Source organism: Microbacterium pumilum, from assembly GCF_039530225.1.
Lineage (GTDB): Bacteria > Actinomycetota > Actinomycetes > Actinomycetales > Microbacteriaceae > Microbacterium > Microbacterium pumilum.
Genome location: NZ_BAAAOH010000001.1, coordinates 3886484 through 3907192 on the forward strand (window position 1 = coordinate 3886484; position 20709 = coordinate 3907192).

Annotated in this window: 20 protein-coding genes; 10 read left to right on the forward strand and 10 right to left on the reverse strand. The window is 67.0% G+C overall.

The features are described 5' to 3' along the window. Positions 1-83: 83 nt before the first annotated feature. Positions 84-1313 carry a multidrug effflux MFS transporter gene (locus tag ABD188_RS17570; protein WP_344067209.1) on the reverse strand — a complete coding sequence of 410 codons (1230 nt, stop codon included), beginning with the start codon at positions 1311-1313 and terminating at the stop codon, positions 84-86. Positions 1314-1800: 487 nt separating this feature from the next. Here ABD188_RS17570 and ABD188_RS17575 point away from each other — a divergent pair, with 487 nt between their 5' ends. The 3 genes from ABD188_RS17575 to ABD188_RS17585 all read left to right on the forward strand — a co-directional run bounded on the left by ABD188_RS17575 (position 1801) and on the right by ABD188_RS17585 (position 3714). Further along, positions 1801-2520, forward strand: coding sequence for a thioredoxin-like domain-containing protein (locus ABD188_RS17575; RefSeq protein ID WP_344065336.1), 720 nt, complete (start codon positions 1801-1803; stop codon positions 2518-2520). A 66-nt stretch (positions 2521-2586) separates the two neighbouring features. Continuing rightward, on the forward strand, positions 2587-3231 hold the full coding sequence (locus tag ABD188_RS17580; RefSeq protein ID WP_344065338.1) for a DUF305 domain-containing protein: 645 nt from the start codon (positions 2587-2589) through the stop codon (positions 3229-3231). 39 nt (positions 3232-3270) lie between these two features. Next, a complete protein-coding gene (locus ABD188_RS17585; RefSeq protein ID WP_344065341.1) occupies positions 3271-3714 on the forward strand; it encodes a hypothetical protein in 444 nt (147 codons plus the stop codon). A gap of 3 nt (positions 3715-3717) precedes the next feature. Here ABD188_RS17585 and ABD188_RS17590 read toward each other — a convergent pair whose 3' ends face one another. The 4 genes from ABD188_RS17590 to ABD188_RS17605 form a co-directional block, all read right to left on the reverse strand. Next, positions 3718-6162, reverse strand: coding sequence for an HAD-IC family P-type ATPase (locus ABD188_RS17590; protein WP_344065343.1), 2445 nt, complete (start codon positions 6160-6162; stop codon positions 3718-3720). A gap of 119 nt (positions 6163-6281) precedes the next feature. Continuing rightward, positions 6282-7259: a carbohydrate ABC transporter permease gene (locus ABD188_RS17595; protein WP_344065346.1), complete on the reverse strand. Its 978-nt coding sequence runs from the start codon at positions 7257-7259 to the stop codon at positions 6282-6284. Continuing rightward, on the reverse strand, positions 7256-8455 hold the full coding sequence (locus ABD188_RS17600) for a carbohydrate ABC transporter permease (RefSeq protein ID WP_344067212.1): 1200 nt from the start codon (positions 8453-8455) through the stop codon (positions 7256-7258). Before ABD188_RS17600 ends, ABD188_RS17595 begins: the two co-directional genes overlap by 4 nt. A gap of 287 nt (positions 8456-8742) precedes the next feature. After that, complete coding sequence (locus tag ABD188_RS17605; RefSeq protein WP_425561382.1) at positions 8743-10077, reverse strand: ABC transporter substrate-binding protein; 1335 nt, start codon at positions 10075-10077, stop codon at positions 8743-8745. A 257-nt stretch (positions 10078-10334) separates the two neighbouring features. Here ABD188_RS17605 and ABD188_RS17610 point away from each other — a divergent pair, with 257 nt between their 5' ends. Further along, on the forward strand, positions 10335-11393 hold the full coding sequence (locus ABD188_RS17610) for a LacI family DNA-binding transcriptional regulator (protein WP_344065351.1): 1059 nt from the start codon (positions 10335-10337) through the stop codon (positions 11391-11393). 85 nt (positions 11394-11478) lie between these two features. Here ABD188_RS17610 and rplL read toward each other — a convergent pair whose 3' ends face one another. The 3 genes from rplL to ABD188_RS17625 form a co-directional block, all read right to left on the reverse strand. Next, positions 11479-11865, reverse strand: a complete 387-nt coding sequence (gene rplL / locus ABD188_RS17615) for a 50S ribosomal protein L7/L12 (protein WP_344065353.1) — start codon at positions 11863-11865, stop codon at positions 11479-11481. A 41-nt stretch (positions 11866-11906) separates the two neighbouring features. Beyond that, positions 11907-12422: a 50S ribosomal protein L10 gene (gene rplJ / locus ABD188_RS17620; protein ID WP_344065357.1), complete on the reverse strand. Its 516-nt coding sequence runs from the start codon at positions 12420-12422 to the stop codon at positions 11907-11909. A 443-nt stretch (positions 12423-12865) separates the two neighbouring features. Beyond that, entirely contained in the window at positions 12866-13474 is a 609-nt protein-coding gene (locus ABD188_RS17625) for a hypothetical protein (RefSeq protein WP_344065359.1), read from the reverse strand. A 643-nt stretch (positions 13475-14117) separates the two neighbouring features. Here ABD188_RS17625 and ABD188_RS17630 point away from each other — a divergent pair. From ABD188_RS17630 to ABD188_RS17645, 4 genes are all read left to right on the forward strand, one after another. Next, a complete protein-coding gene (locus tag ABD188_RS17630) occupies positions 14118-14777 on the forward strand; it encodes a YqaJ viral recombinase family protein (protein WP_344065362.1) in 660 nt (219 codons plus the stop codon). Positions 14778-14907: 130 nt separating this feature from the next. Further along, a complete protein-coding gene (locus ABD188_RS17635; RefSeq protein WP_344065365.1) occupies positions 14908-16653 on the forward strand; it encodes an MDR family MFS transporter in 1746 nt (581 codons plus the stop codon). An 8-nt stretch (positions 16654-16661) separates the two neighbouring features. Next, positions 16662-17123: a MarR family winged helix-turn-helix transcriptional regulator gene (locus ABD188_RS17640; protein WP_344065368.1), complete on the forward strand. Its 462-nt coding sequence runs from the start codon at positions 16662-16664 to the stop codon at positions 17121-17123. Between the two features lie 157 nt (positions 17124-17280). Next, a complete protein-coding gene (locus ABD188_RS17645) occupies positions 17281-18312 on the forward strand; it encodes an NADP-dependent oxidoreductase (protein WP_344065371.1) in 1032 nt (343 codons plus the stop codon). On the opposite strand, the gene ABD188_RS17650 is transcribed toward ABD188_RS17645, so the two are convergent. Then, a complete protein-coding gene (locus ABD188_RS17650; protein ID WP_344067216.1) occupies positions 18299-19210 on the reverse strand; it encodes a LysR family transcriptional regulator ArgP in 912 nt (303 codons plus the stop codon). The two genes, ABD188_RS17645 and ABD188_RS17650, sit on opposite strands and share 14 nt — an antisense overlap. 71 nt (positions 19211-19281) lie before the next feature. Between ABD188_RS17650 and lysE the strand changes: the two genes are divergently transcribed. Then, on the forward strand, positions 19282-19971 hold the full coding sequence (gene lysE / locus ABD188_RS17655) for an L-lysine exporter (protein WP_344065374.1): 690 nt from the start codon (positions 19282-19284) through the stop codon (positions 19969-19971). Between the two features lie 29 nt (positions 19972-20000). Here the strand turns inward: lysE and ABD188_RS17660 are convergent, their stop codons facing one another. Then, entirely contained in the window at positions 20001-20354 is a 354-nt protein-coding gene (locus ABD188_RS17660; protein WP_344065377.1) for an iron chaperone, read from the reverse strand. 60 nt (positions 20355-20414) lie between these two features. Between ABD188_RS17660 and ABD188_RS17665 the strand changes: the two genes are divergently transcribed. Further along, the gene (locus ABD188_RS17665) at positions 20415-20690 is read left to right on the forward strand and encodes an acylphosphatase (RefSeq protein ID WP_344065380.1); all 276 of its coding nucleotides are present in this window, start codon (positions 20415-20417) and stop codon (positions 20688-20690) included. Positions 20691-20709: the final 19 nt, after the last annotated feature.

Consider the following 20709-nt stretch of genomic DNA (forward strand, 5'->3'; position numbering starts at 1 on the left):
CGTCGTCGACGACCGCGTGAGTGGCATCACCGCGACGCTGGACCTGCCGCCCATCGGCTACTGCAGCTGACTCGCGCTCCTGCTCAGGGGGTGAGCAGCCCGATGGTGCGCGGGCGCACGATCGCCCAGAGCGAGACGATGCCGATGATCGCGCAGCCGGTCATGACAAGCGCCATCGTCGTCGGCGTGATGCCGGCATCCCGCGCGATCCATCCCACGATCGGGGCGATGAGACCCGCGACCCCGAAGTTCGTCGCACCGATGAGCGACGCCGCTGTGCCCGCGGCCTTGCCATGTCGATCCAGAGCCAGCACCTGTACGCAGGGGAACGTGAAACCGCACGCCGTCATGAAGAAGAAGAGCGGGATCATGACGCCCCAGATGCCTGCACCGAGCTGATCGAGCACGATGATCGAGGCGGATGCGACGACCAGCACCGCGGTCGAGAATGCCATGACCCACTGCGGACCGAACCGTGCGGCGAGCCGCGATGCCGCCTGCACGCCCAGTACGACGCCGAGCGAGTTGACCGCGAAGAGCAGTCCATACTGCTGAGCGTCGAAGTCGAACGTGCTCTGGAACAGGAACGACGAGCTCGAGAGGTACGAGAACAGACCGCTGAAGGTCATGGCGCCGATGATCAGAACTCCGATGAACACGCGGTCCGACAGGACGCTCTTGTACCGCTGCAGGACGGTCGTGCTGCCGCGATCACTGCGCCGCGCCTTGGGGAGCGTCTCGGGCACCAGGAAGATCGCGCACACCAGCATGACCGCGCCGTAGATCGCGAGCACCACGAAGATGCCGCGCCACGGCATCACCGCCAGCAGTGCCGACCCGATGAGCGGTGCGGCGACGGGCGCGACTCCGGAGACGAGGGCCAGTCGCGACAGCATGACAACGAGGCGGCGTCCGCCGAACAGGTCGCGGACGATCGCCATCGCGACGACGCCGCCGGCGGCCGCGCCCATTCCCATGAGCACGCGTGCGATGCCCAGGGTGATCAGAGTCGGAGACAACGCTGCTCCGATGCTGGCGACGACGTGCAGCGCCGTCACGGCGAGCAACGGGATGCGGCGGCCCACCTTGTCGCTGAGCGGCCCGACGATGAGCTGCCCGAGTGCGAAGCCCAGCATCGTGCCCGTGAGGGTGAGCTGGATCATCGTGGCGGTCGTCTGGAAGTCCTCCATCAGCACCGGGAACGCCGGCAGATAGAGGTCGACGGTGAACGGTCCGAGCGCCGTCAGCGCACCGAGCAGGATGATGTAGACCACCCTGCGCCCGTGTGAGATCGAGTCGCCCGGGTGAAGCATGATCGGCGCCGTGGCCGGATTCGGTCCGAGCGTGCGGATGGCACCCGTCGCGGGCACTCCGCCGATCGTGTGGATCGCCCCGGTGGCCGACAGGTCGCTGACGGTTCGGACAGCGCCGGTCGAGGGCGCGGGCGACGTCGAGGCGCCTTCGGTGGCATCCGTCGGAGGAATGACGGGAACAGTGGCGGTATCGAGCACAGGGTCTTCGTTTCAGAAACGGGAGCGGAGTGCGCCGACACCGGTGGGGCGCATGGGGATGGGTCGTTCCGGATCGGCTGGATCGAATCGATTCGGAGATCTCTATCGTAACGGATGCATCCCCCTTCCCCGCAACCGCCGACGCGGCATCGGGTGTTTGCCCCGGCTTCTGTCGGCGCCTTCTCAGACCCCCTCGCATGCGCTCGCATAGGATGGCCGTACTCTTTGCGCCACCCCCACCGACCTGTCCGCCAGCCCTGTGCCGGGCGCCCGAGCCGAGATCCTGCTTATGACCCCGACATCCCAGCGCCCGTCCGACAAGCGCGTCAGCGGCAACCCCGCAACGCAAGCCGACATCAATCTCACCGTCAAGCAGCAGCGGGAGCAGAAGCGCCAGGAGAAGCTGGCCGAGTACCAGAAGCAGCTCGCCAAGCGCCGGCGCAGCAAGCTCGTGTGGTGGGTCGTCGGATCGGCCGCCGTCGTGGTCGTCATCGCTCTGATCGTCGCCTCCATCGTCTTCGCTCCGAAGGCGGCACCGACCTACACCCCCGGCAGTGACGGCGCGGATATCGAGGGCGTCGAAACGTTCGAGAATGTGACCGAGCACGTCGACGGCACCGTGGACTACCCCCAGTCGCCTCCGGCAGGCGGGCCGCACAACCCGGTGTGGCTCAACTGCGGCATCTACGACCAGCCTGTGCCGAACGAGAACGCCGTCCACGCTCTCGAGCACGGCGCGATCTGGGTGACGTACGACGCATCGCAGGTCACGGGTGACGAACTGGCGAGCCTGAAGAGCCAGCTGCCGTCGACGTACGTGGTCCTCTCGCCTTTCGAGGGACTCGATTCGCCGATTGTGCTGAGCGCCTGGAACCACCAGCTGAAGCTCGATTCCGCGGATGACTCGCGGATCCCGCAGTTCTTCGAGGAGTACTGGCGCAGCCAGAGCGCGCCCGAGCCGACGGCGGCCTGCACCGGAGGGCTCGATGCTCCCGGCAAGCAGTCCTAGGCAGGATCCGTGAGCGAGGCCGACCCGAGCAGCGCCGAGCCGACGAGCACACCGACGAGCAGCGCCATGAGGCGTGGGCTGCTCATCGCTCTGAGCCTCGTCCTGGTCATCGCGCTCGGGTTCGCCATCGGGCGGTTCTCGACGTTCGGCGCGTCCCCGTCGTCGGCTCCGGCATCAGACTCGGCCGAGGCGGGCTTCGCGCGCGACATGCAGGTGCACCATGCGCAGGCCGTCGAGATGGCGATGGAGATCTACCGCAAGACCGACGATCCCGATCTCCGAGTGCTCGCCTACGACATCGCGACCGGCCAGGCCGGCCAGCGCGGCGAGATGTACGACTGGCTCGTGCAGTGGGGTCTGCCGCAGTCCGGGGCACCGATGATGGCGTGGATGACGGAATCCGACGCGGGACACGAGCACGGCGGGTCGAGTGCGCCCCCCCTGACGGATGACCAGGCGCGTGAGGCGATGGGCATGGCGACGGATGCGGAGATCAGCGCCCTCGCCGCGGCCACCGGCAGCGATGCGGACTGCATGTTCCTCTCGCTCATGATCCGCCACCACGAGGGAGCAATCCCCATGGCCGAAGCGGTCATCGAGCTCGGCTCGGAACCACGGGTGCGGGAAGTCGCGCAGAGCATGAAAGCGACCCAGACGGCCGAGATCGACGCCATGGAGAGCATGCAGAGCCGCCTCGGCTGCAGCGGCTGACCCCGGGTGCTCCTCGCCCCCCCCCGTTACAGTGGTCGCGTGACCGCAGCGAGTTCCCCCCTCCCCCGGCGGCGGCCGGTGGTCGTGACGATTGCGGTGGTGCTGGTGTATCTCACCGGGGCAGTGGGCGCGCTGATCGGCGTGCTGATCCTGCTCAGCCGGTACCAGGTCGACCGCGCTTCGGTGCTTCCGGTCTCGCTGCTGGGTGCGGGGATCATCCTGTTCGCGCTGTTGACGTTCGCGGTCGCCTCGGGACTGTCACGGGGCAGCACTCTGGCACGACTGCTCGTCACGCTCTATCTCGGAGCAGAGTTCGTCCTGAACGTCATCGCGATCGCCTCGACCGACTCGTGGGATTGGGTGGCGACGATCCAGGTCGTCGCAGAGGCCTTCGTCGTGTTCGCGCTCTGGGCGCCGCCCGGTCGAAAGCATTTCGCGCCTCAACCCGGGCAACCCGTCGCCACGGCGAGCGCCCGGCCCTGACGCTCATCCGAGGCTCGTGACTCCGGCTTTCGCGAGCTCCTTCGCGACAAAACGGCGATGGAAGAACCTCACGATCTCGATCGCCCCGATCGTGAGCACCGTCACGATCGTCACGAGATATGCGACATCCTCGCCCGGGTCGACGAGCTCGAAGAACTCTGACGCGAGCGGGATCGTGAAGATCACGAGGAGCGTGATGAACATCGCTCCGATCACGAGCACCTTGTAGCGGTTGATCGGGCGCGACAGCACGGTGAGCACCCAGATGCCCACGATGGCGAGGATGATCGTCGACCCCGTCCGCAGCTCGGGCTCCTCCGCCCCGAGCGACTTCGCCCCGAGCGTGTACAGCGTCAGCGCGATCGCGATGATCGTGCCAGAGGGGATCGCGAAGCTCAGCGAGCGCTTGAGGAACCCGGGCACATATCGCTGCGAGTTGTGCATCAGCGCGAGGAAGAACGCCGGGATGCCGATGGTCAGTCCGTCGGTGATGGAGAGCTGGCGCGGCAGGAACGGGAACTCCAGCACCAGCACGCCGAACAGGATGGCAAGTCCCGTGGCATAGACGGTCTTGTTCAGGAACAGCATCGACACCCGCTCGATGTTCGCGATGACCTGCCTGCCTTCCGCGACGACGTCGGGGAGGTGCGAGAACTGTCCGTCGAGCAGCACGAGTCTCGCCACCGCTTTGGTGGCCGCCGCTCCGGAGTTCATCGCGATGCCGATGTCCGCGGTCTTGATGGCGAGCGCGTCGTTGACGCCGTCCCCCGTCATCGCGACGGTGTGGCCGTTGGCTTGGAGCGCGACCACCATGCGCTTCTTCTGCTCGGGTGTGACGCGTCCGAACACCGTGTGCGTCTCGAGCACCTCGCCGAGCGCCGCATCGCTCTCCGGGAGCTTGCGCGCATCGAACCCTTCCGCGACGTCGAGACCCACTTCGCGCGCGATGGCCGCGACCGTGCGTGGATTGTCACCCGAGATGACCCGGATGCCGACCCCCTGCTCGCGGAAGTACGTGAGAGTCTGTGCGGCATCGGGCCTCACCCGCTCGCGGAAGGTCAGCACGACGGCCGGCGAGACGCCCGGAGGCAGACTCTCCTCATCGACAGCGGCATCGGTCAGGGCCGTCGCAGAGTGGGCCAGCACGAGCGTGCGGCGGCCGGTCGAGGCCAGCTCGGTGACCGTTCGGCCGAAGCCCGTGGCCGGGTCGGACGCCGCGTCGCCGAACACCATCTCCGGCGCGCCCAGCACCCACGTGCCGCCCGGGCCGTTCGCGAACGACACCGCGCTCCACTTGCGGGCGGACGAGAACGGGATGTCGCGGGCGACAGAGAGCGCATCCTGCACCGGATACGGCGCCTGCAGGCATCGTGCCGTCGCGTTCGCCGCGGGTGCGGCGCCGTACCACGCCAGCACCGCGTCGACGTCGGGCGCGGCATCCGGAACCGGGTGAGCACCGTCGAACTCGATCTCGCCCGCGGTGAGCGTGCCGGTCTTGTCGAGGCAGATGACGTCCACGCGGGCGAGCCCCTCGACTGCGGGCAGCTCGTTCACGAGCACTTGGCGGCTCGCCAGCTTCGCGGCACCGACAGCGAACGCGATGGAGGTCATGAGCACCAGGCCGAGCGGGATCATCGCGGTGAGGGAGGCGATCGTGTTCACGACCGCCTGCACCCACGTTCCGCTCTCCCACGCGGTGACCCAGCCGCCGGCGACCATCATCTGGGCGTTGAGGACGAGGAGTCCGATCGGACCGATGATCCAGCTCATGAACCGCAGCACGCGGTTGATCGAGGTGCGCAGCTCCGACGAGACGAGCGAGAACCGCTTCGCCTCACCCGCGAACTTGTTCGCGTACGAGTCGGCTCCGACGCGGGTCACCTGTGCTTCGCTCTCGCCCGCGACCACGATCGAGCCCGAGAGAGCCTCGTCGCCCGGCTTCTTGTCGACCGCGTCGGACTCGCCGGTGAGCATCGACTCGTCGATCTGCAGCGCGCGGGTGTCTATCACGATCGCGTCGGCCGGTACCTGGTCGCCTGCGCGCAGGATGAGTATGTCATCGAGCACGACGTCCACGGGTGGAATCTCGGCGTCGAGACCGTCGCGGCGCACCCGCGCGAGCGGAGCGTTGAGCAGCGCGAGCCGGTCGAGGGCTGCTTTGGCACGGAACTCCTGCCAGCATCCGATGATCGAGTTGGCGAAGGCCGCGAGCCCGAAGATCGCGTCCTGCCAACGGCCGAGCACCAGCAGGATGCCGAAGCAGGTGAAGACGATCGCGTTGAACAGTGTGAAGACGTTGGCGCGGACGATCGTCCAGACACTCCGGCTCGTGTTGGCCGCGAAGGAATTGGTGCGACCGGTGGCGATGCGCTCGGCCACCGCAGCCGCGCTGAGACCGATCGACGGGTCGACGTCGACGGGTGCGGAGACGACGGGCGCGGCATCCATGGACTCACCCTAACGATGAGCGGGACGCGATCAGCCGGCCGGGTCGAGTGGGCAGGTACGACGAGACCGGGAGTGCGCCTGCCCCCCGGCGGCGCGCTCCCGGTCCGTCGATCGGCCGATCAGCCCTTCGTCGCACCTGCCAGCAGGCCACGCACGAAGAAGCGCTGCAGCGCGAAGAACACGATGAGCGGCGTCAGCATCGTGATGAACGCACCCGCGGATTGCAGGAACCACTGGTTGCCCCATGTTCCCGATAGGGACGCCAGAGACTGCGTCATCGGCAAGGACGTCGATGGCGCGAATATCGTCGCGACCAGCAGGTCGTTCCAGACCCAGATGAACTCCAGCACCGCGAACGACGCGAGCGCCGGGGCCGACAGGGGCAGGATCATCCGGAAGAAGATCTGGCCGTGCCCGGCACCGTCCACGCGTGCCGCCTCGATCACCTCGCTGGGGATCTCGGCGATGAAGTTGTGCAGGAGGAAGACCGCCAGCGGCAGCGCGAAGATCGTGTGGGCGATCCACACGGTCGCGAAGCTGTGGTCGATGTCGCGCAGTTCGAGACCAGGGAAGATACTGACACCGTTGACGGTCAGGCCCCGGGAGAAGAGGCTGAGCAGCGGGACCAGGGCCATCTGGATCGGCACGATCTGCAGCGCGAACACCGCGATGAAGATGAAGTTCTTGCCCTTGAAGTCGATCCAGGCGAACGCGTACGCCAGCAGCGATGCGACGGCGAGCGCGAAGGCGACCACGGGGATCGTGATGGCCAGCGAGTTCAGGAACGACTGCGCGAGGGTCAGCGACGTTCCGCCGGCTGTGAGCGCGGCCTGATAGTTGCCGAGCGTGAAGTCCGGGTTGGTGAAGACGGTCCACCAACCCGTGGTCTGCGAGTCGGCACCAGGGCGGAACGAGGTGACGAAGAGGCCGAACGTCGGGATCGTCCAGAAGAACGCGATCGCGATGGCCGCGATCGTCGCACCCTTGGAGGTGAGGCGCTTCTGGGCCATCTTCTCGTGCCGGCGGGTGTCGCGGGCGACCTGTCGTGCCGAACGCCCATCGACGTTCGACTCGATCACCAGATTGGTGGTGGTCATCGGATCTCCCTCTGCTTCCTGATCTGAACGACGTTGAACCAGATGAGCGGTATGACGAATATGAACAGCACGATGGCGAGCGCGGCAGCGTGGCCGTAGCTCTGGAATCGCTGCTGCTGGTTCACCATCTCGAACGCGAGGACGGTGGAGTTCGCGCGACCACCGGTCATGACGGCGACGATGTCATAGATCTTGAGCGAGCCGATGGCGATCGTGGTCACGACGACGACAATGGAGGATCGGATGCCGGGAATCGTGACGTTGCGGAACCGTTGCCAGGCGTTGGCGCCGTCGATCTCCGCCGCCTCGTTCTGCTCCGGCGGCACCGCCTTGACCGCGGCGGACAGGATGACCATCGCGAGCCCGGTCTGGCTCCAGATGAAGACGACGACCAGCAGCAGCGTATTGACGAGGGGCTCGGTCGCGAGCCACGGCACCGGGGGGAATCCGAAGAACGTCACGATCGCATTGAGGAGACCGATCTGGTCGCCCTGGCGATAGTCGTACATGAATTTCCAGATGATGCCCGCTCCCACGAACGAGATCGCGAACGGCATGAAGATGAGGATCTTCAGTGCCTTCTCGCCCTTCGCGCGATCGATGAAGACCGCGTAGGCGAGTCCGATGACAGTCGCAAAGATCGGCGCCACGATCACCCAGATGATCGAGTTGACGACCGACCAGAAGCCCTCGGGGTTCGTGAAGACCCAGATGTAGTTCTCGAGTCCGACGAAGCTCTTCCCGGTCTTGTCGAAGAACGACTGGAAGAACGTCGAGATGGCAGGGTAGATCAACCCGATGAGCAGCAGGACCGCCGCGGGAGCCGCGAACAGGATCAGCTGGAAGAGGTAGCCCCTGCCCTGACGCGCCCGGAAGTCGGCGTAGAACAGTATGGCGCCGAGGAGGATCGCGATGGCCAGCACATAGATGACCGCGTTCTGGTACGGGCGCAGCAGCATGAAAGCGATGACCGGAATCGCGAAGCACGCGATCACCCGAATCCAGAAATAGACCGTGCCGGCACGGGGTGCGTATTCGATCAGAAGCAGCAGGATGCCGACGACGGCCCCGAAGACCAAGAGGATGATGGGGATCTGCACGATCGGCCCCATGTTGCCGATCCACTGGAAGAAGCTGTTGAACGAGACGCCCAGCGACGTCGGCCGGGCTCCCTCGACCGGCGGTCGGGTGACCATGAAGAGGAACAGGGCCGCGACCAGGATGAAGCCGATCCACACGACGATGACCGTCGTGCGGTGTTGTCGGGCGAAGAACGCGGCCTTCTCCGCAGCAGACTTCTCGGCTGCTGCGATCACATCAGCCTTGGTTTTCGGCGCCTTTACGGTGTCAGTCATGACTGCCTTTCCGAGCACGTCATCGGACTCATGGATGAGAGCCTGCCACGGCCGGGACTGCCGAGACCAGTGGCGGTGATGACAGCGGGGACGCTCGCCGAGACGAGCGACCCCGCTGTCATGGCGGGCTAGTTCTCGTAGCCTGCCTGGATGTCACTCAGGACCGTTGCGGTGTCCTTGCCGTCGATCCAGTCGACCATGCCCTTCCAGAACGACCCTTGGCCGACGGTCGCCGGCATCAGGTCGGCTGCGTCGAAGCGCACGGTGGTGTTCGGGTCCTGCAGCAGGGTCATCGCCTCGGTGAGGAACTCGCTGGAGGCGAGCGACGGGTCCGCGTTGAGGTTGGCGGAGATGTTGCCACCCAGCTCGACGCGGGTGTCGGCCCACTCGGGCGTCGACATGTATTCGAGCACCGCGACGGTGGCCGCGTCATCCGAGAATGCCGTGACGAACTCGCCACCGACCTCGAGCGTCGTCTCGCCACCCGCCTCGATGCCGGGGAGCGGGAAGGCGTAGACATCGCCATCCGGTGCGACGTTCGGCGTCGCACCATCAGCGGTCTGGACATCGAGGAAGTTGGCCGCGAGGAACGATGCCTGGTGCGTGAGCGCGCAGGTGCCGTCAGCGACCTTGGCCGCGACGTCGGCGAATGCCGTTGCGTTGATGCTCGCCACGTCGCCGAAGCCCGCGTTCACATAGTCGGGGTTCAACAGGATCTCGCCCACGGCGTTGAACGCGTCTTCGATCTGGGGATCAGTGAACTTGACCTCGTTCGCCACCCACTGGTCGTAGACTTCGGGTCCGGACTGGCGCAGCACGAGGTCTTCGACCCAGTCCGTGCCCGGCCATCCCGACGCCGCATCGGAGAAGAATCCGGCGCACCACGGAGCGGAACCGGTCTGCTCTTGGATCGTCGCCGTCAGGTCGAGCAGCTCATCCCACGTCGTGGGGACTTCGACGCCCCATTCCTCGAATGACGCGGGCGAGTACCACACGAAGCCCTTGACGTTCGCAAGCATGGGTGCCGAGTAGAACACGTCGTCGACAGTGCCGTAGGCCTTCCAATCCGGCGACCAGTTCGCGTCGACGTTCGCCTCCACAGCGTCGGGCGCCTCTTTGACCTCGCCGGTTTCGACCAGGCTCTTGAGAAGTCCAGGCTGCGGCACGATTGCGATGTCGGGTGCGGATCCGCCGGCCACCTTGGTGACGATGTTGCCCTCGAAGCTCTTGTCGCCCGAGTACTCCACCTTGATCCCGGTGTCTTCGGTGAACTGGTCGAAGGACTTCTGCATGTTCTCGGCCTCGATGCCGGTGATGCCACCCGCGATCGTCACCGTCTCGCCGGCGAGATCGGTCGGGTTCGCCTCCTCACCACCGCCCTCGGCACACCCCGCGAGCGTCATGGCGGCGATTGCGGCCACACCCACCCCCGCGATGATGCGGTGACGCGCAGTCGTGCGCATTCCATTCATTTCTGCCTCCTCGTTGAGCGTCCAGCGCGCTGTTCGCAAAGCGTATCCGCGCCCGAATCCATTCGGGAACCGATTCCACATTCACGCTAGGGGTTCCCCACCCCACGGCACAATCTCCAATGGTCACAACTCGGTAACCTGCGCGATAACAGTGGCGGAAGCGACAGCGGCGGGCCAATATGGCATGGAATCGGTCCCAGATTCCGCCGTGGTGCGGAGTGTCGCTGACGACGAGGGAGTGTTCTGACATGGCGGGCATCGCCGAGGTCGCCCGTCTCGCAGGTGTGTCCAAATCGACCGCCAGCCGTGCGCTGACCGGCTCCGGGTACACCTCAGACGAGACGCGGGAGCGCGTGAGATCTGCCGCGGCCACGCTCGGCTACGTGGCGTCGAACAGTGCCGTCACCCTCGCAACCGGACGCACGAACACCGTCGGCGTCGTGATGCCCTACCTCAACCGGTGGTTCTTCGCCGAAGTGCTCGAGGGCATCCAGCAGTCGCTTCTCGAGCGCGGGCTGGATCTGACCCTCTACGACGCGAAGCCGGGCACGGTCGGCCGATCGCTGATCTTCCAGGACTACCTCGCCCGCAAGAGGTTCGACGGGCTCATCGCCGTGGGGCTCGAGCCGGACGACCGGGAGTTCGACCGGCTCGTGCAGCTGGGGCGGCCCGTCGTCACCGTGGTCGGTTCGGCCGACACGACGACGGATGTCGCGATCGACGACGATTTCGCCGCCCGCCGGGCGACCGAGCACCTCGTCGCGCTCGGACACCGCCGCATCGCGTTCATCGGCGGCACACCGCAGCAGCATTGGGCTCACGTCGACCGGCGCCGGCTCGATGGATACCGAGGCGCGATGGCGGATGCCGGGCTCGCCGAGCATGCCTCGCACATCATCTCCGAGGTGACGGTGCCCGGCGGGTACGCGTCGGCCGTGGATGTGCTCGGCGATGCGCGCAGCCGACCCACGGCCCTCGTCGCGACGTGCGACGAGGTGGCGATCGGCGCGATCATCGCGGCTCGCCGCCTCGGCGTCCAGGTGCCGAGCGACCTCAGCGTCATCGGCATCGACGATCACGAGTTCGCCGAGATGTTCTCCCTCACGACGCTGCGGCAGGTCCCTCGCGAGCAGGGCAGGGTCGCCGTCGACCTGCTGCTCACCCACATCGCCGAGCCCGACAAGGCGAAAGCGGTGGTGCGGATGCGGTCGACGCTCGTGGTGCGCAACTCCACGAGTGCGCTCGATCCGCAGCATTCAGCTGTCGTCGTCGACAGTCGACAGCGTCAGGCGGACGCATCTCGCTGATGCTCCAGGGCACGAGGAAGGCCCCGGATGCGCGGCATCCGGGGCCTTCTCGCGAAGAATCCCAAGGCGGCACTGCCGCCTCGACTCACTTCAGGGTGACGGTGGCGCCGGCCTCTTCGAGAGCGGCCTTGCCCTTGTCTGCAGCTTCCTTGGTGACGCCCTCGAGGACGGCCTTGGGAGCGCCATCGACGACGGCCTTGGCCTCGCCGAGGCCGAGCGAGGTGAGCTCGCGGACGACCTTGATGACCTGGATCTTCTTCTCGCCTGCGGCCTCGAGCACGACGTCGAATGCCGTCTGCTCCTCGACCTCTTCGGCGGGGGCGGCACCGGCGGCAGCCGGGCCTGCAACGGCGACGGGCGCCGCGGCGGTGACCTCGAAGGTCTCCTCGAACTTCTTGACGAACTCCGAGAGCTCGATGAGCGTGAGCTCCTTGAACGCGTCGAGCAGCTCCTCAGTGCTGAGCTTTGCCATGATCTATCTCCTTGATTTGGTTGTTCAGCCGGGCCCGGAAATCAGGCCGCGGACTCCTGCTTCTCACGCAGCGCGTCGACCGTGCGAACGGCCTTCGACAGCGGTGCGTTGAACAGATAGGCGGCGCCGAACAGCGAGGCCTTCATCGCGCCGGCGAGCTTCGCCAGCAGGACTTCACGGCTCTCGAGGTCGGCGAGCTTGTTGACCTCATCCGCGCTCAGGGGGGCACCGTCGAAGTAGCCGCCCTTGATCACGAGAAGAGGGTGTGCCTTGGCGAAGGCACGCAGGCCCTTCGCGACGGCGACCGGGTCGCCGTGCACGAACGCCACTGCCGACGGACCCTTGAGGTCGTCATCCAGCGACGAGATCCCCGCGTTGTTCGCGGCGATCTTGGTGAGCGTGTTCTTCACCACGGCGTAATCCGCATCCTGACGAATGCTGTTGCGCAGCTCCTTGAGCTGGGCAACCGTCAGACCGCGGTACTCGGTCAGCAGAACGGCGGTCGAGTCCTCGAAATTCTTCGTGAGCTCGGCGACCGATGCTTCCTTCTGCGCCATGGCCACTCCTTGTTCGCCTCGCGGGACGGATCCCGCGAAGTGTGTCTACGAGACGCCCCGCGGTGGCGGGGCGTCGGCCGAGACATCCGGATCATGAGAACTCACGCTGCAGAAACAGAAACGCTCCGGCGCAAGCGCACGGAGCGTGATCCACAGGGAATTCGTTCGTGACACCTGCGCGGGCCCCTGCTGGTGCAGTGCTTCGATCTCGATGCGCTTGCGCGCACGTCGATCACCGGCGGTCTTCGGTTGCCCCCAGTCTACGTGAGGCCCCGCGACCCGCCAAATCGGGGGGTCTTGGTGGGCGCGCGCCGCCTCATGTGTCGTTCCCGTGCTGGTCCGGCGAGCCCGCACGGGCGCGACGTCATCGGCGTGGTTGCTCGGTGAGCCAGCACGGGAACGACGCAGGAGAAGCACCGACCGGGCGTACGAGGTGGTCGCCCTCAGGATGGAGGGCGGATGCCGAACGCCGCGAGGCGGGCCGCGAGGGCAGTGGAAGTCGTGATGTGCTCCGACCCCCACCGCGGAAATCTCCGGTCGGTTGTCCCCCGGATCCAGTCCTCCCGAGCCTTCTCGTCGAGCATCACCTGCTCCAGCGATCGTCCAGATCGTTGAGACTCATCGAGATACTTTCCCTGCCCGTCGAATTCGCCGAAGGCGTTTACGTCGTCAAGCGCGAAATCGACCCAATAGAAGCTGCCCTGCGGCCCGGGCACTCGAACCTGAAGCCGCGGGATCGCGAAACCCACGCGCGCGAGCTGCAGCCGGCTGACGCTCTCGCCCGGTGATTCCGCCAGCCCGTTCGCGAACTCGACTATCCCGAGAAGAGATCGGATGCCGCGAGCACCGCGTGCGCGTCCCGCCCGTGTCCGCAAGGCTTCGCGCCACTCCTCGGCCCGGTCATCGTTTTGGCGCCGGCCTGTGACGGCTGTCAGCCTCAGCGCGGCATCCGCCACGACGAGCGCGGGCTCGGTACGAACCGTGCGGGCAACATCGAACACGGTGCGCCAGCGACGTGCACCGGATGCCTCCGACCTCGACGATGTCGGCATCCGCGATATTCGTCTCGTGGCGGACGACGTCGGAACTGCTCGAGTGCTTGCCAGGCAACGGCACCGTGATGTGCACACGAGACGGTGTCGTTCGATAGAGCGGAAGTCCGTGGACCGCTGCAGCCGAGAGGTGGGACACGATGGGCCGTTCATCGCGGGCGTCCCGAGTGACCGCGGTGAGATGGATCAGATGGCGAGTTTCGGGCCGCATCGAGTCCCACTCAGAAGCTCGGATGTACCACCCCCGCCGGACGCGCCGCAGCTCTCCGCGCTCGCACGCGGAACCGAGCTGACGCGTTGTCCAGCCTTCAAGGGCCATGGACTCGAAGGAGCGCAATAGCGAGTCCAGTCTCACGATCGTGTCCGACATCCCGACATCCTCCCGACCTCCGTCCCGCGTCGGGACGGCCGGCAGCCGTCTGTTGACTACGCGCCGGATTGTGCGGCTGTGGAGGGATCAGTGGCGCTGCGCGAAACATTCCCGTGCTGGCTCGCCGAGCGGCCACGCATCGGGCGTACCTCGCGTGCGGGCTCGGTGAGCCAGCACGGGAACGACACCCGACAAAGGGCTCGCGCGACCACCGGATGCCGCAACCACAGTGTCGCGGGCGCGGATGTCGCGGCGCAGGGTTAGCCTCGAAACGTGACACCGGAACTCGCCGCCCGCATCGTTGCGGACTCACGCGACCGCGTGGCTTGGGTGCGGGCTCGCTCCCGAGGCATCACGGCGACGGATGTCGCATCCCTCACGTCAGACCGATCCATCCCGCGAGCCGCCGACGCCAAACTCATGGGATCGGGATTCTCGGGGAACGCCTACACCGCTCACGGTCGCCTTCGCGAACCCGAGATCGCGGCGTGGGTCGCCGCGACCCACGGCATCCAGCCTTCTTCCGCACTCTTCCACGCGGTCGTCGAGAAACGGCACCTCGCCACTCCCGACGGCATCGCCGTCGACAGCGCCGGCCGCATCCAGCTGTGCGAGATAAAGACCACGAACAAGTCCTGGAGCAGCATCCCGCGCTCCTATCTGCGGCAGGTCTGGTGGCAGCAGCATGTGCTGGGCGCCGAGCGCACGCTCATCGCGTGGGAGGAGCACGACGCATTCGTCCCGGTGGACGATGAGCCCCGATGCGCATGGGTCGATCGCGACGAGGCCGAGATCGCCAAGCTCGTGCGCCTCGCAACGGCACTGATCGACGAGCTGCACCGCCGGCATCTCGTCGGCCGTCCGCTCGCCGAGGCACCCGAGCCGGTCGAAGTGCCGCGGCAGCCCTTCCGCGCGCTCGCTCTCGCCGACTGAGCCCCTGGGGAATAGTTGACGAACGTCAACGATTGACTATATAGTTGACTAATCTCAACTGTTGACGATCGTCAACCATCTTGCGCCATCGTCGCCGCGCCTCCCGCTCATCACCATCCGAAGGACCCGCATGTCCGCTGTCACTTCCCCCGCACTGGAGACGGACGCTCCGGCGGCGCCCCGCCGTCGTGTGCTCGTTTCCCTCTCCGGCCTCCTCCTCGGCATGTTCGTGTCGATGCTGGCCTCGACGGTCGTCTCGACCTCGCTGCCGGTCATCATTCATGACCTCGACGGCGACCAGGCCGCCTTCACGTGGGTCGTCACCGCGACGCTGCTCACCACGGCCATCTCGACCCCGATCTGGGGCAAGCTCGCCGACCTGTTCAACCGCAAAGTGCTGTTCCAGGTCGCGATCGTGATCTTCGTGCTCGCGACCGCGGCCGCGGGCTTCTCGCAGGACACCTCGACGCTCATCGCGTTCCGTGCCGTCCAGGGAATCGGCGCCGGCGGCCTCGCGGCCCTCAGCCAGGTGCTGATGGCTGACATCATCAGCCCGCGCGAGCGCGGCAAGTACATGGGCCTGTTCGGCGGAGTGATGGCGCTGGCGACGATCGGCGGCCCGCTGCTCGGTGGCGTCATCACCGACACGCTGGGCTGGCGCTGGAACTTCTACGTCGCACTGCCGTTCGCAATCGCTGCGCTCATCATCATCCAGCGCACCCTGCACCTGCCTCACCGCGCCAAGATGAAGGCGCGCATCGACTACCTCGGCATCGTGCTGCTCTCCACCGCCGTCTCGCTCCTGCTCATCTGGGTGACGCTCGCCGGCGACTCGTTCGAGTGGTGGAGCATGCAGACCATCCTCATGGTCGGTGGCGCACTCCTCGCGACGCTGCTGTTCATCATCGTCGAGCTGCGCTCGAAGGAGCCGCTGATCCCGCTGTCGCTGTTCCGCAACCGCACCTTCACGCTCGCGGTCATCGCGTCGATCGCCACCGGCATCGCGATGTTCGGCGCATCCGTGTTCCTCAGCCAGTACATGCAGCTCGCACGCGGCGCCACGCCGACCGAGGCGGGCCTCATGACGATCCCCATGATCGCGGGCCTGCTGGTCTCGTCGATCGGCGTCGGCGCGCTGGTCACCCGGTTCGGACAGTGGAAGCCGTACCTCATCGTCGGCTCGGTCTCGCTCATCGCCGGCTCGTACCTGCTGTCGACGATCCACTACGACACGAACTTCGCCCTCGTCTCGCTGTACATGTTCCTGCTCGGCGCGGGCGTCGGCATGACGATGCAGAACCTCGTGCTCGTGGTTCAGAACACCTCCAAGCCGACCGAGATCGGTGTCGCGAGCTCGGGAGTGACGTTCTTCCGCAGCCTCGGCGGCACGATCGGCGTTTCGTTCATGGGCGCTGCGCTCGCGGCGAGCGTCACCGATCTCATGGCGGGGGCGAAGGATCAGCTGACCGCGGCCATCGTGAGCCTGGGTGCGAAGGGCGCCGACATCGCGGCGCAGATCCAGAGCGGCACTTTGCCGCAGGTCTCGACGATGCCGCCTGTCGTCCGGGTGATCTTCGAGGACATCTACGCGCAGGGCATCTCGCAGTCGTTCCTCATCGCGGTGCCGTTCGCGATCCTGAGCCTCATCGCGATCATCTTCCTGCCGAACAAGCCGCTCACGCGCATGACCACCAGCGAGCGCATCCAGGCCAGCGAAGCGGACCTGGCCACAGTGTCCGTTCCCGAGGGGATGGATGTCGCCGCCTCGGCAGACGAGAACGCCGCCGAGTCCTCTGATCAGGATGTCGCCGCACCCGCCGACGAGGACGCCACCGAGCGCTCCGTGGCGCCTGCTGAGGCATCCGCCGGCCGATAATGTCGTCGATGATGACCGAGTCGCCGGATCTCGAGGCCCGCACCCGTGCGGTGCGGGCCCTCGAGAGCGAGGTCGGTGAACTCATCAATCAATTCCGGCGGGTTCTCGCGGCGAACGCCGAACGCCTCAGCCCAGGTCTCCTTCCCGGCGCGTACAAGGTCTTCACGACCATCGTGCGCAAAGAGAGCGTGACGATCTCGACGCTCGCCGATTCGCTCATGATGGACAAGGGCCAGCTCAGCCGCACCGTGCGAGAACTCGAGCACCTCGGTCTCGTGCAGCGAGCGCCCGATCCCGAGGACGGCCGCTCGAGTCTGCTCTCGCCGACCGCCGAAGGTCTCGAGCGCCTCGCCGCCGCGCGCCATCCCTCCGACTCTTCGCTGCTCACGGCTCTGAACGAATGGCCGATCGAAGAGATCGATGATCTCGCGCGGCTGCTTCGTGCGCTCTCGGCCGGAACCGTGCCCTGACGAGCCTCCCTTCAGAGTCGATTCGCATGACGTCCGGCCGCGAGGATTAGCGGTCTGGTAGCAACCGCGTAACACGGGCGAGACATTGGCGCGGTTGACTGTGCTCATCAGGCAGCACGTGGTGCCGACGGCGACACCGATGCGGAAGGAGCGACCGATGAGATTCCGGCCGCTGCGAAACTCCACGGCACCAGAGATAGAGCTCTCTCCGGTTGCCGACCCCCCTGTCACGATGCGCGCAGCCGTGATCGAAGCCACCGGCGACCCGAGTGCGCTGCGCGAGGCCACCGTCGCGACACCCAGCCCCGTGCTGAGCGAGCTCCTCGTCCGCGTCGTCGCGGCAGGGGTCAATCCGATCGATGCCAAGACGCGCGCCGGATCGGGGGTGTCGGCGGCGATCGCCGATTACCCCGCGGTGCTCGGCTTCGACTTCAGCGGCATCGTGGTGCGCGCCCCGTACGAGACCCATCCCTTCCCACCGGGAACCGCCGTCTTCGGCATGGCCGCCTTCCCGCGATCGGGGGGCACGTATGCGGAGTACGCCCTTGTGCCGTCGCTCTCGGTCGCGCGCAAGCCGACCTCGCTGTCGCACGTCGAGGCGGCGGGCGTCCCGCTCGCGGCGCTGACCGCGTGGGGACTCGTCGTCGAGACCGCGCACGCGCACGAGGGTCAGCGCATCCTCATCCATGCCGGGAGCGGTGGCGTGGGTCACTTCGCCGTGCAGTTCGCGGCCTACTTCGGTGCGCACGTGACCGCGACCGCGTCCGGCCGCAACGGTCCGTGGCTGCGGGAGCTCGGCGCGTCGGTCGTCATCGATCACACCACGACGCGGTTCGAGGATGTCGTCAGCGACGTCGACGTCGTCATCGACCTGGTGGGCGAAGAGTACGATCACACCGGCTCGCGCTCGCTGGGAGTGTTGCGCCGCGGCGGCCTGTACGTTCTCGTGCCGACGGGCGGATGGCCGGGCTATGGGCAGGCAGCGGCTTCGGTCGGGGCTCGCGCAACCGGTTTCAAGGTCATCCCGGATGGCGCCGCCCTGGCCACGGTCGGTCGACTGCTCGACTCGGGCGCGGTGCAGGTGTACATCGACAAGGTGTTCGACCTCCAGGACGCCGCAGACGCTCACACCGCGCTCGAACAGGGCCACACCCGCGGAAAGATCGTCTTGCGAGTCAGCGACGACTGATGACATCGACGGGCGCCAGCACCCGGCGTCCTTCGGCGACGATCTCGTCGGCCACGGCGTCGAGCAGCTCCGACCGCAGATTCCACTGCTGCCAGTACAGCGGTACATCGACGGGATCGCCGCCCACCGCGACCAGCTCACCGCGGGCAAGGGGCTCGTCCGATTGGAACGTCGGCAGGAGTGCCCACCCCAGGCCGAGCTGCACGGCCGTCGCGAAGTCGTTCGACGCGGGCACGTAGTGCCGCGGCGGACGGGCCGGATCCGCACCCGAGTCGCGCAGCCAACGGGTCTGGAGGTCGTCCCGTCGGTCGAAGTCGAGCACGGGGGCACGGCCCAGTGACTCGGCGTCGAGGCCGTCCCCGAACCACCTGGCGACGAACGCCGGGGTGGCGACCGCCTCGTAGCGCATCGCCCCCAGCGTGCTGGCGCGGCATCCGGCCACCGGCGTCGCCCGCGACGTCACCGCGCCCATCACGGTGCCCGACTCGAGCAGTCCGGCGGTGAAGTCCTGATCGTCGCGATGCACCTCGAACACGACGGGATGCCGCTCCGAGAGTCTCGCGAGAGGTGGGAGGAACCACGTCGCCAGCGAGTCCGCGTTGACGGCGAGCGGAATGGTCGTGCGCGAGGCCTCACCGCTGTCGGCTCCGAGCGCACTGATGACGTCGTGCTCCAGCAGCGCCGCCTGGCGCGCGAGCCGGACGATTGCGGCGCCCGCCTCGGTCGGCCGGGCGGGCTTGGAGCGCACCAGCACCACGCGGCCGAGCTGCTCCTCGAGCGCCTTGATGCGCTGACTGACGGCTGACGGTGTGATGTGCAGCCGCCGGGCCGCGGCATCCAGCGTGCCCTCGTCCACGACCACGGCCACGGTCTCGGCGAGCTCGAAAGGAATACGCATCATCAGCCATGCTAATGCACCTGAAGAATCGTGAGCTGGACTATGGGATGCCGCGCACCTACCGTGAAGGCGTGCTCACTCCCCTGCTTGCCGGTCTCGGTCTCGGCTTCTCACTGATCGTCGCGATCGGCGCGCAGAACCTTTTCGTGCTGCGGCAGGGGCTGCGCCGCGAGCACGTTCTCGTCGTCGCCGCGATCTGCGCGCTGTCGGACGCGCTTCTGATCGTCCTCGGCGTGTCGGGCATCGGCTTCGTGCTGCAGGCGGTCCCGTGGCTCATCGATGTCGCGCGCTGGGCCGGCGCGGCGTTCCTCGTGGGATACGGCATCCTCGCCGCACGCCGTGCCTGGCGGCCGAACGGCAAGGGTCTGCAGACGGCAGACCCGGTGGACGGGTCGTTCCCTGCGCCTGAGGCGACCGAACCCTCAGGACTGGCGACGAAGGCCGTGGCGCAGGCCCCGGCTGTCACGCAGACGCGGCTCGTCCCTGTGATGCTCACATGCCTCGCCCTGACGTGGCTGAACCCGCACGTGTACCTCGACACCGTGTTCCTGCTCGGAACCGTCGCCAACTCGCACGGCGACCAGCGCTGGGTGTTCGCCGCCGGCGCGGTCATCGCGAGCATCGTGTGGTTCTTCGGCCTCGCGTTCGGAGCGCGCTACCTGGGCCGCTGGCTCTCGACTCCCCGGGCATGGCGCATCCTCGACGCCGTCATCGCCGTCGTCATGATCGTCATGGGAATCGGGCTCGTGCTGCCGCATTGACCGCCTGCCGCGTGCTCACGGCGGCGCGTTCAGCCTTCGATCTGCTGCTTGCGGGAGGTGACGAGTGCGCGGATGAGATCGTCGGGCAGCGGGTCGGTCGGCTGGAATCGGATCGTGCCCTTGTCGAGCCCCGTGTTCGCAACTTCCGTCACCGCGTCCGCGACCGCCGTGACCGCGGCGGGGCTGAACGGGTAGATGCCGATGTGCTTCTGCGTCCGCTTGACCGACAGCAGCGGCTTTCCGCGGTACACGAGGGCCGGCATCCCGTATCCGAGGCCCTGCTCGGCCTCCGGCACCTCGTCGCGCGCGATCGCGTAGATGTGCGCGATCGCACCTCGGTCTGCCTCGGCGAGCCCGGACAGATAGTCGTCGACGGTTCCCATGCCGACATCCTGTCACCGCGGTCGTACCGCTCGACACCCCGGAGGCGGCACGATGGAGGCATGCGCCGCGTGCACGTGACCGTCTCAGGCGACGTCCAGGGTGTCGGCTATCGGTACACGATGCGTCTCGTCGCCCGCGAGGTCGGTGTCGCGGGCTGGGTGCGCAATCGCCGTGACCTCACCGTCGAAGCAGAGATCGAGGGCACCGATGAGCAGGTCGACGAGGTGCTCGCGTGGATGGCGGAAGGGCCTCCCGGCTCACGGGTGGCAGCGGCGACGGTGACGGATGCCGCGCCCACCGGCGCGCGCGGGTTCGAGGTGCGGAACACGGCCTGATCCTCCGCACCCGTCGGCG

Bases quoted from the DNA above. Each gene is read 5' to 3' on its own strand.
- ABD188_RS17640 (WP_344065368.1), top strand. From the start codon at position 16,662: ATGATGACCGAGTCGCCGGATCTCGAGGCCCGCACCCGTGCGGTGCGG.
- ABD188_RS17645 (WP_344065371.1), top strand. From the start codon at position 17,281: ATGAGATTCCGGCCGCTGCGAAACTCCACGGCACCAGAGATAGAGCTC.
- ABD188_RS17610 (WP_344065351.1), top strand. From the start codon at position 10,335: ATGGCGGGCATCGCCGAGGTCGCCCGTCTCGCAGGTGTGTCCAAATCG.
- ABD188_RS17600 (WP_344067212.1), bottom strand. From the start codon at position 8,455: ATGGTCACCCGACCGCCGGTCGAGGGAGCCCGGCCGACGTCGCTGGGC.
- ABD188_RS17580 (WP_344065338.1), top strand. From the start codon at position 2,587: ATGAGGCGTGGGCTGCTCATCGCTCTGAGCCTCGTCCTGGTCATCGCG.
- ABD188_RS17575 (WP_344065336.1), top strand. From the start codon at position 1,801: ATGACCCCGACATCCCAGCGCCCGTCCGACAAGCGCGTCAGCGGCAAC.
- ABD188_RS17595 (WP_344065346.1), bottom strand. From the start codon at position 7,259: ATGACCACCACCAATCTGGTGATCGAGTCGAACGTCGATGGGCGTTCG.
- rplJ (WP_344065357.1), bottom strand. From the start codon at position 12,422: ATGGCGCAGAAGGAAGCATCGGTCGCCGAGCTCACGAAGAATTTCGAG.
- ABD188_RS17660 (WP_344065377.1), bottom strand. From the start codon at position 20,354: ATGGGAACCGTCGACGACTATCTGTCCGGGCTCGCCGAGGCAGACCGA.
- ABD188_RS17605 (WP_425561382.1), bottom strand. From the start codon at position 10,077: ATGCGCACGACTGCGCGTCACCGCATCATCGCGGGGGTGGGTGTGGCC.
- ABD188_RS17590 (WP_344065343.1), bottom strand. From the start codon at position 6,162: ATGGATGCCGCGCCCGTCGTCTCCGCACCCGTCGACGTCGACCCGTCG.
- ABD188_RS17570 (WP_344067209.1), bottom strand. From the start codon at position 1,313: ATGCTTCACCCGGGCGACTCGATCTCACACGGGCGCAGGGTGGTCTAC.
- ABD188_RS17625 (WP_344065359.1), bottom strand. From the start codon at position 13,474: ATGCCGACATCGTCGAGGTCGGAGGCATCCGGTGCACGTCGCTGGCGC.
- rplL (WP_344065353.1), bottom strand. From the start codon at position 11,865: ATGGCAAAGCTCAGCACTGAGGAGCTGCTCGACGCGTTCAAGGAGCTC.
- ABD188_RS17650 (WP_344067216.1), bottom strand. From the start codon at position 19,210: ATGCGTATTCCTTTCGAGCTCGCCGAGACCGTGGCCGTGGTCGTGGAC.
- ABD188_RS17635 (WP_344065365.1), top strand. From the start codon at position 14,908: ATGTCCGCTGTCACTTCCCCCGCACTGGAGACGGACGCTCCGGCGGCG.
- ABD188_RS17665 (WP_344065380.1), top strand. From the start codon at position 20,415: ATGCGCCGCGTGCACGTGACCGTCTCAGGCGACGTCCAGGGTGTCGGC.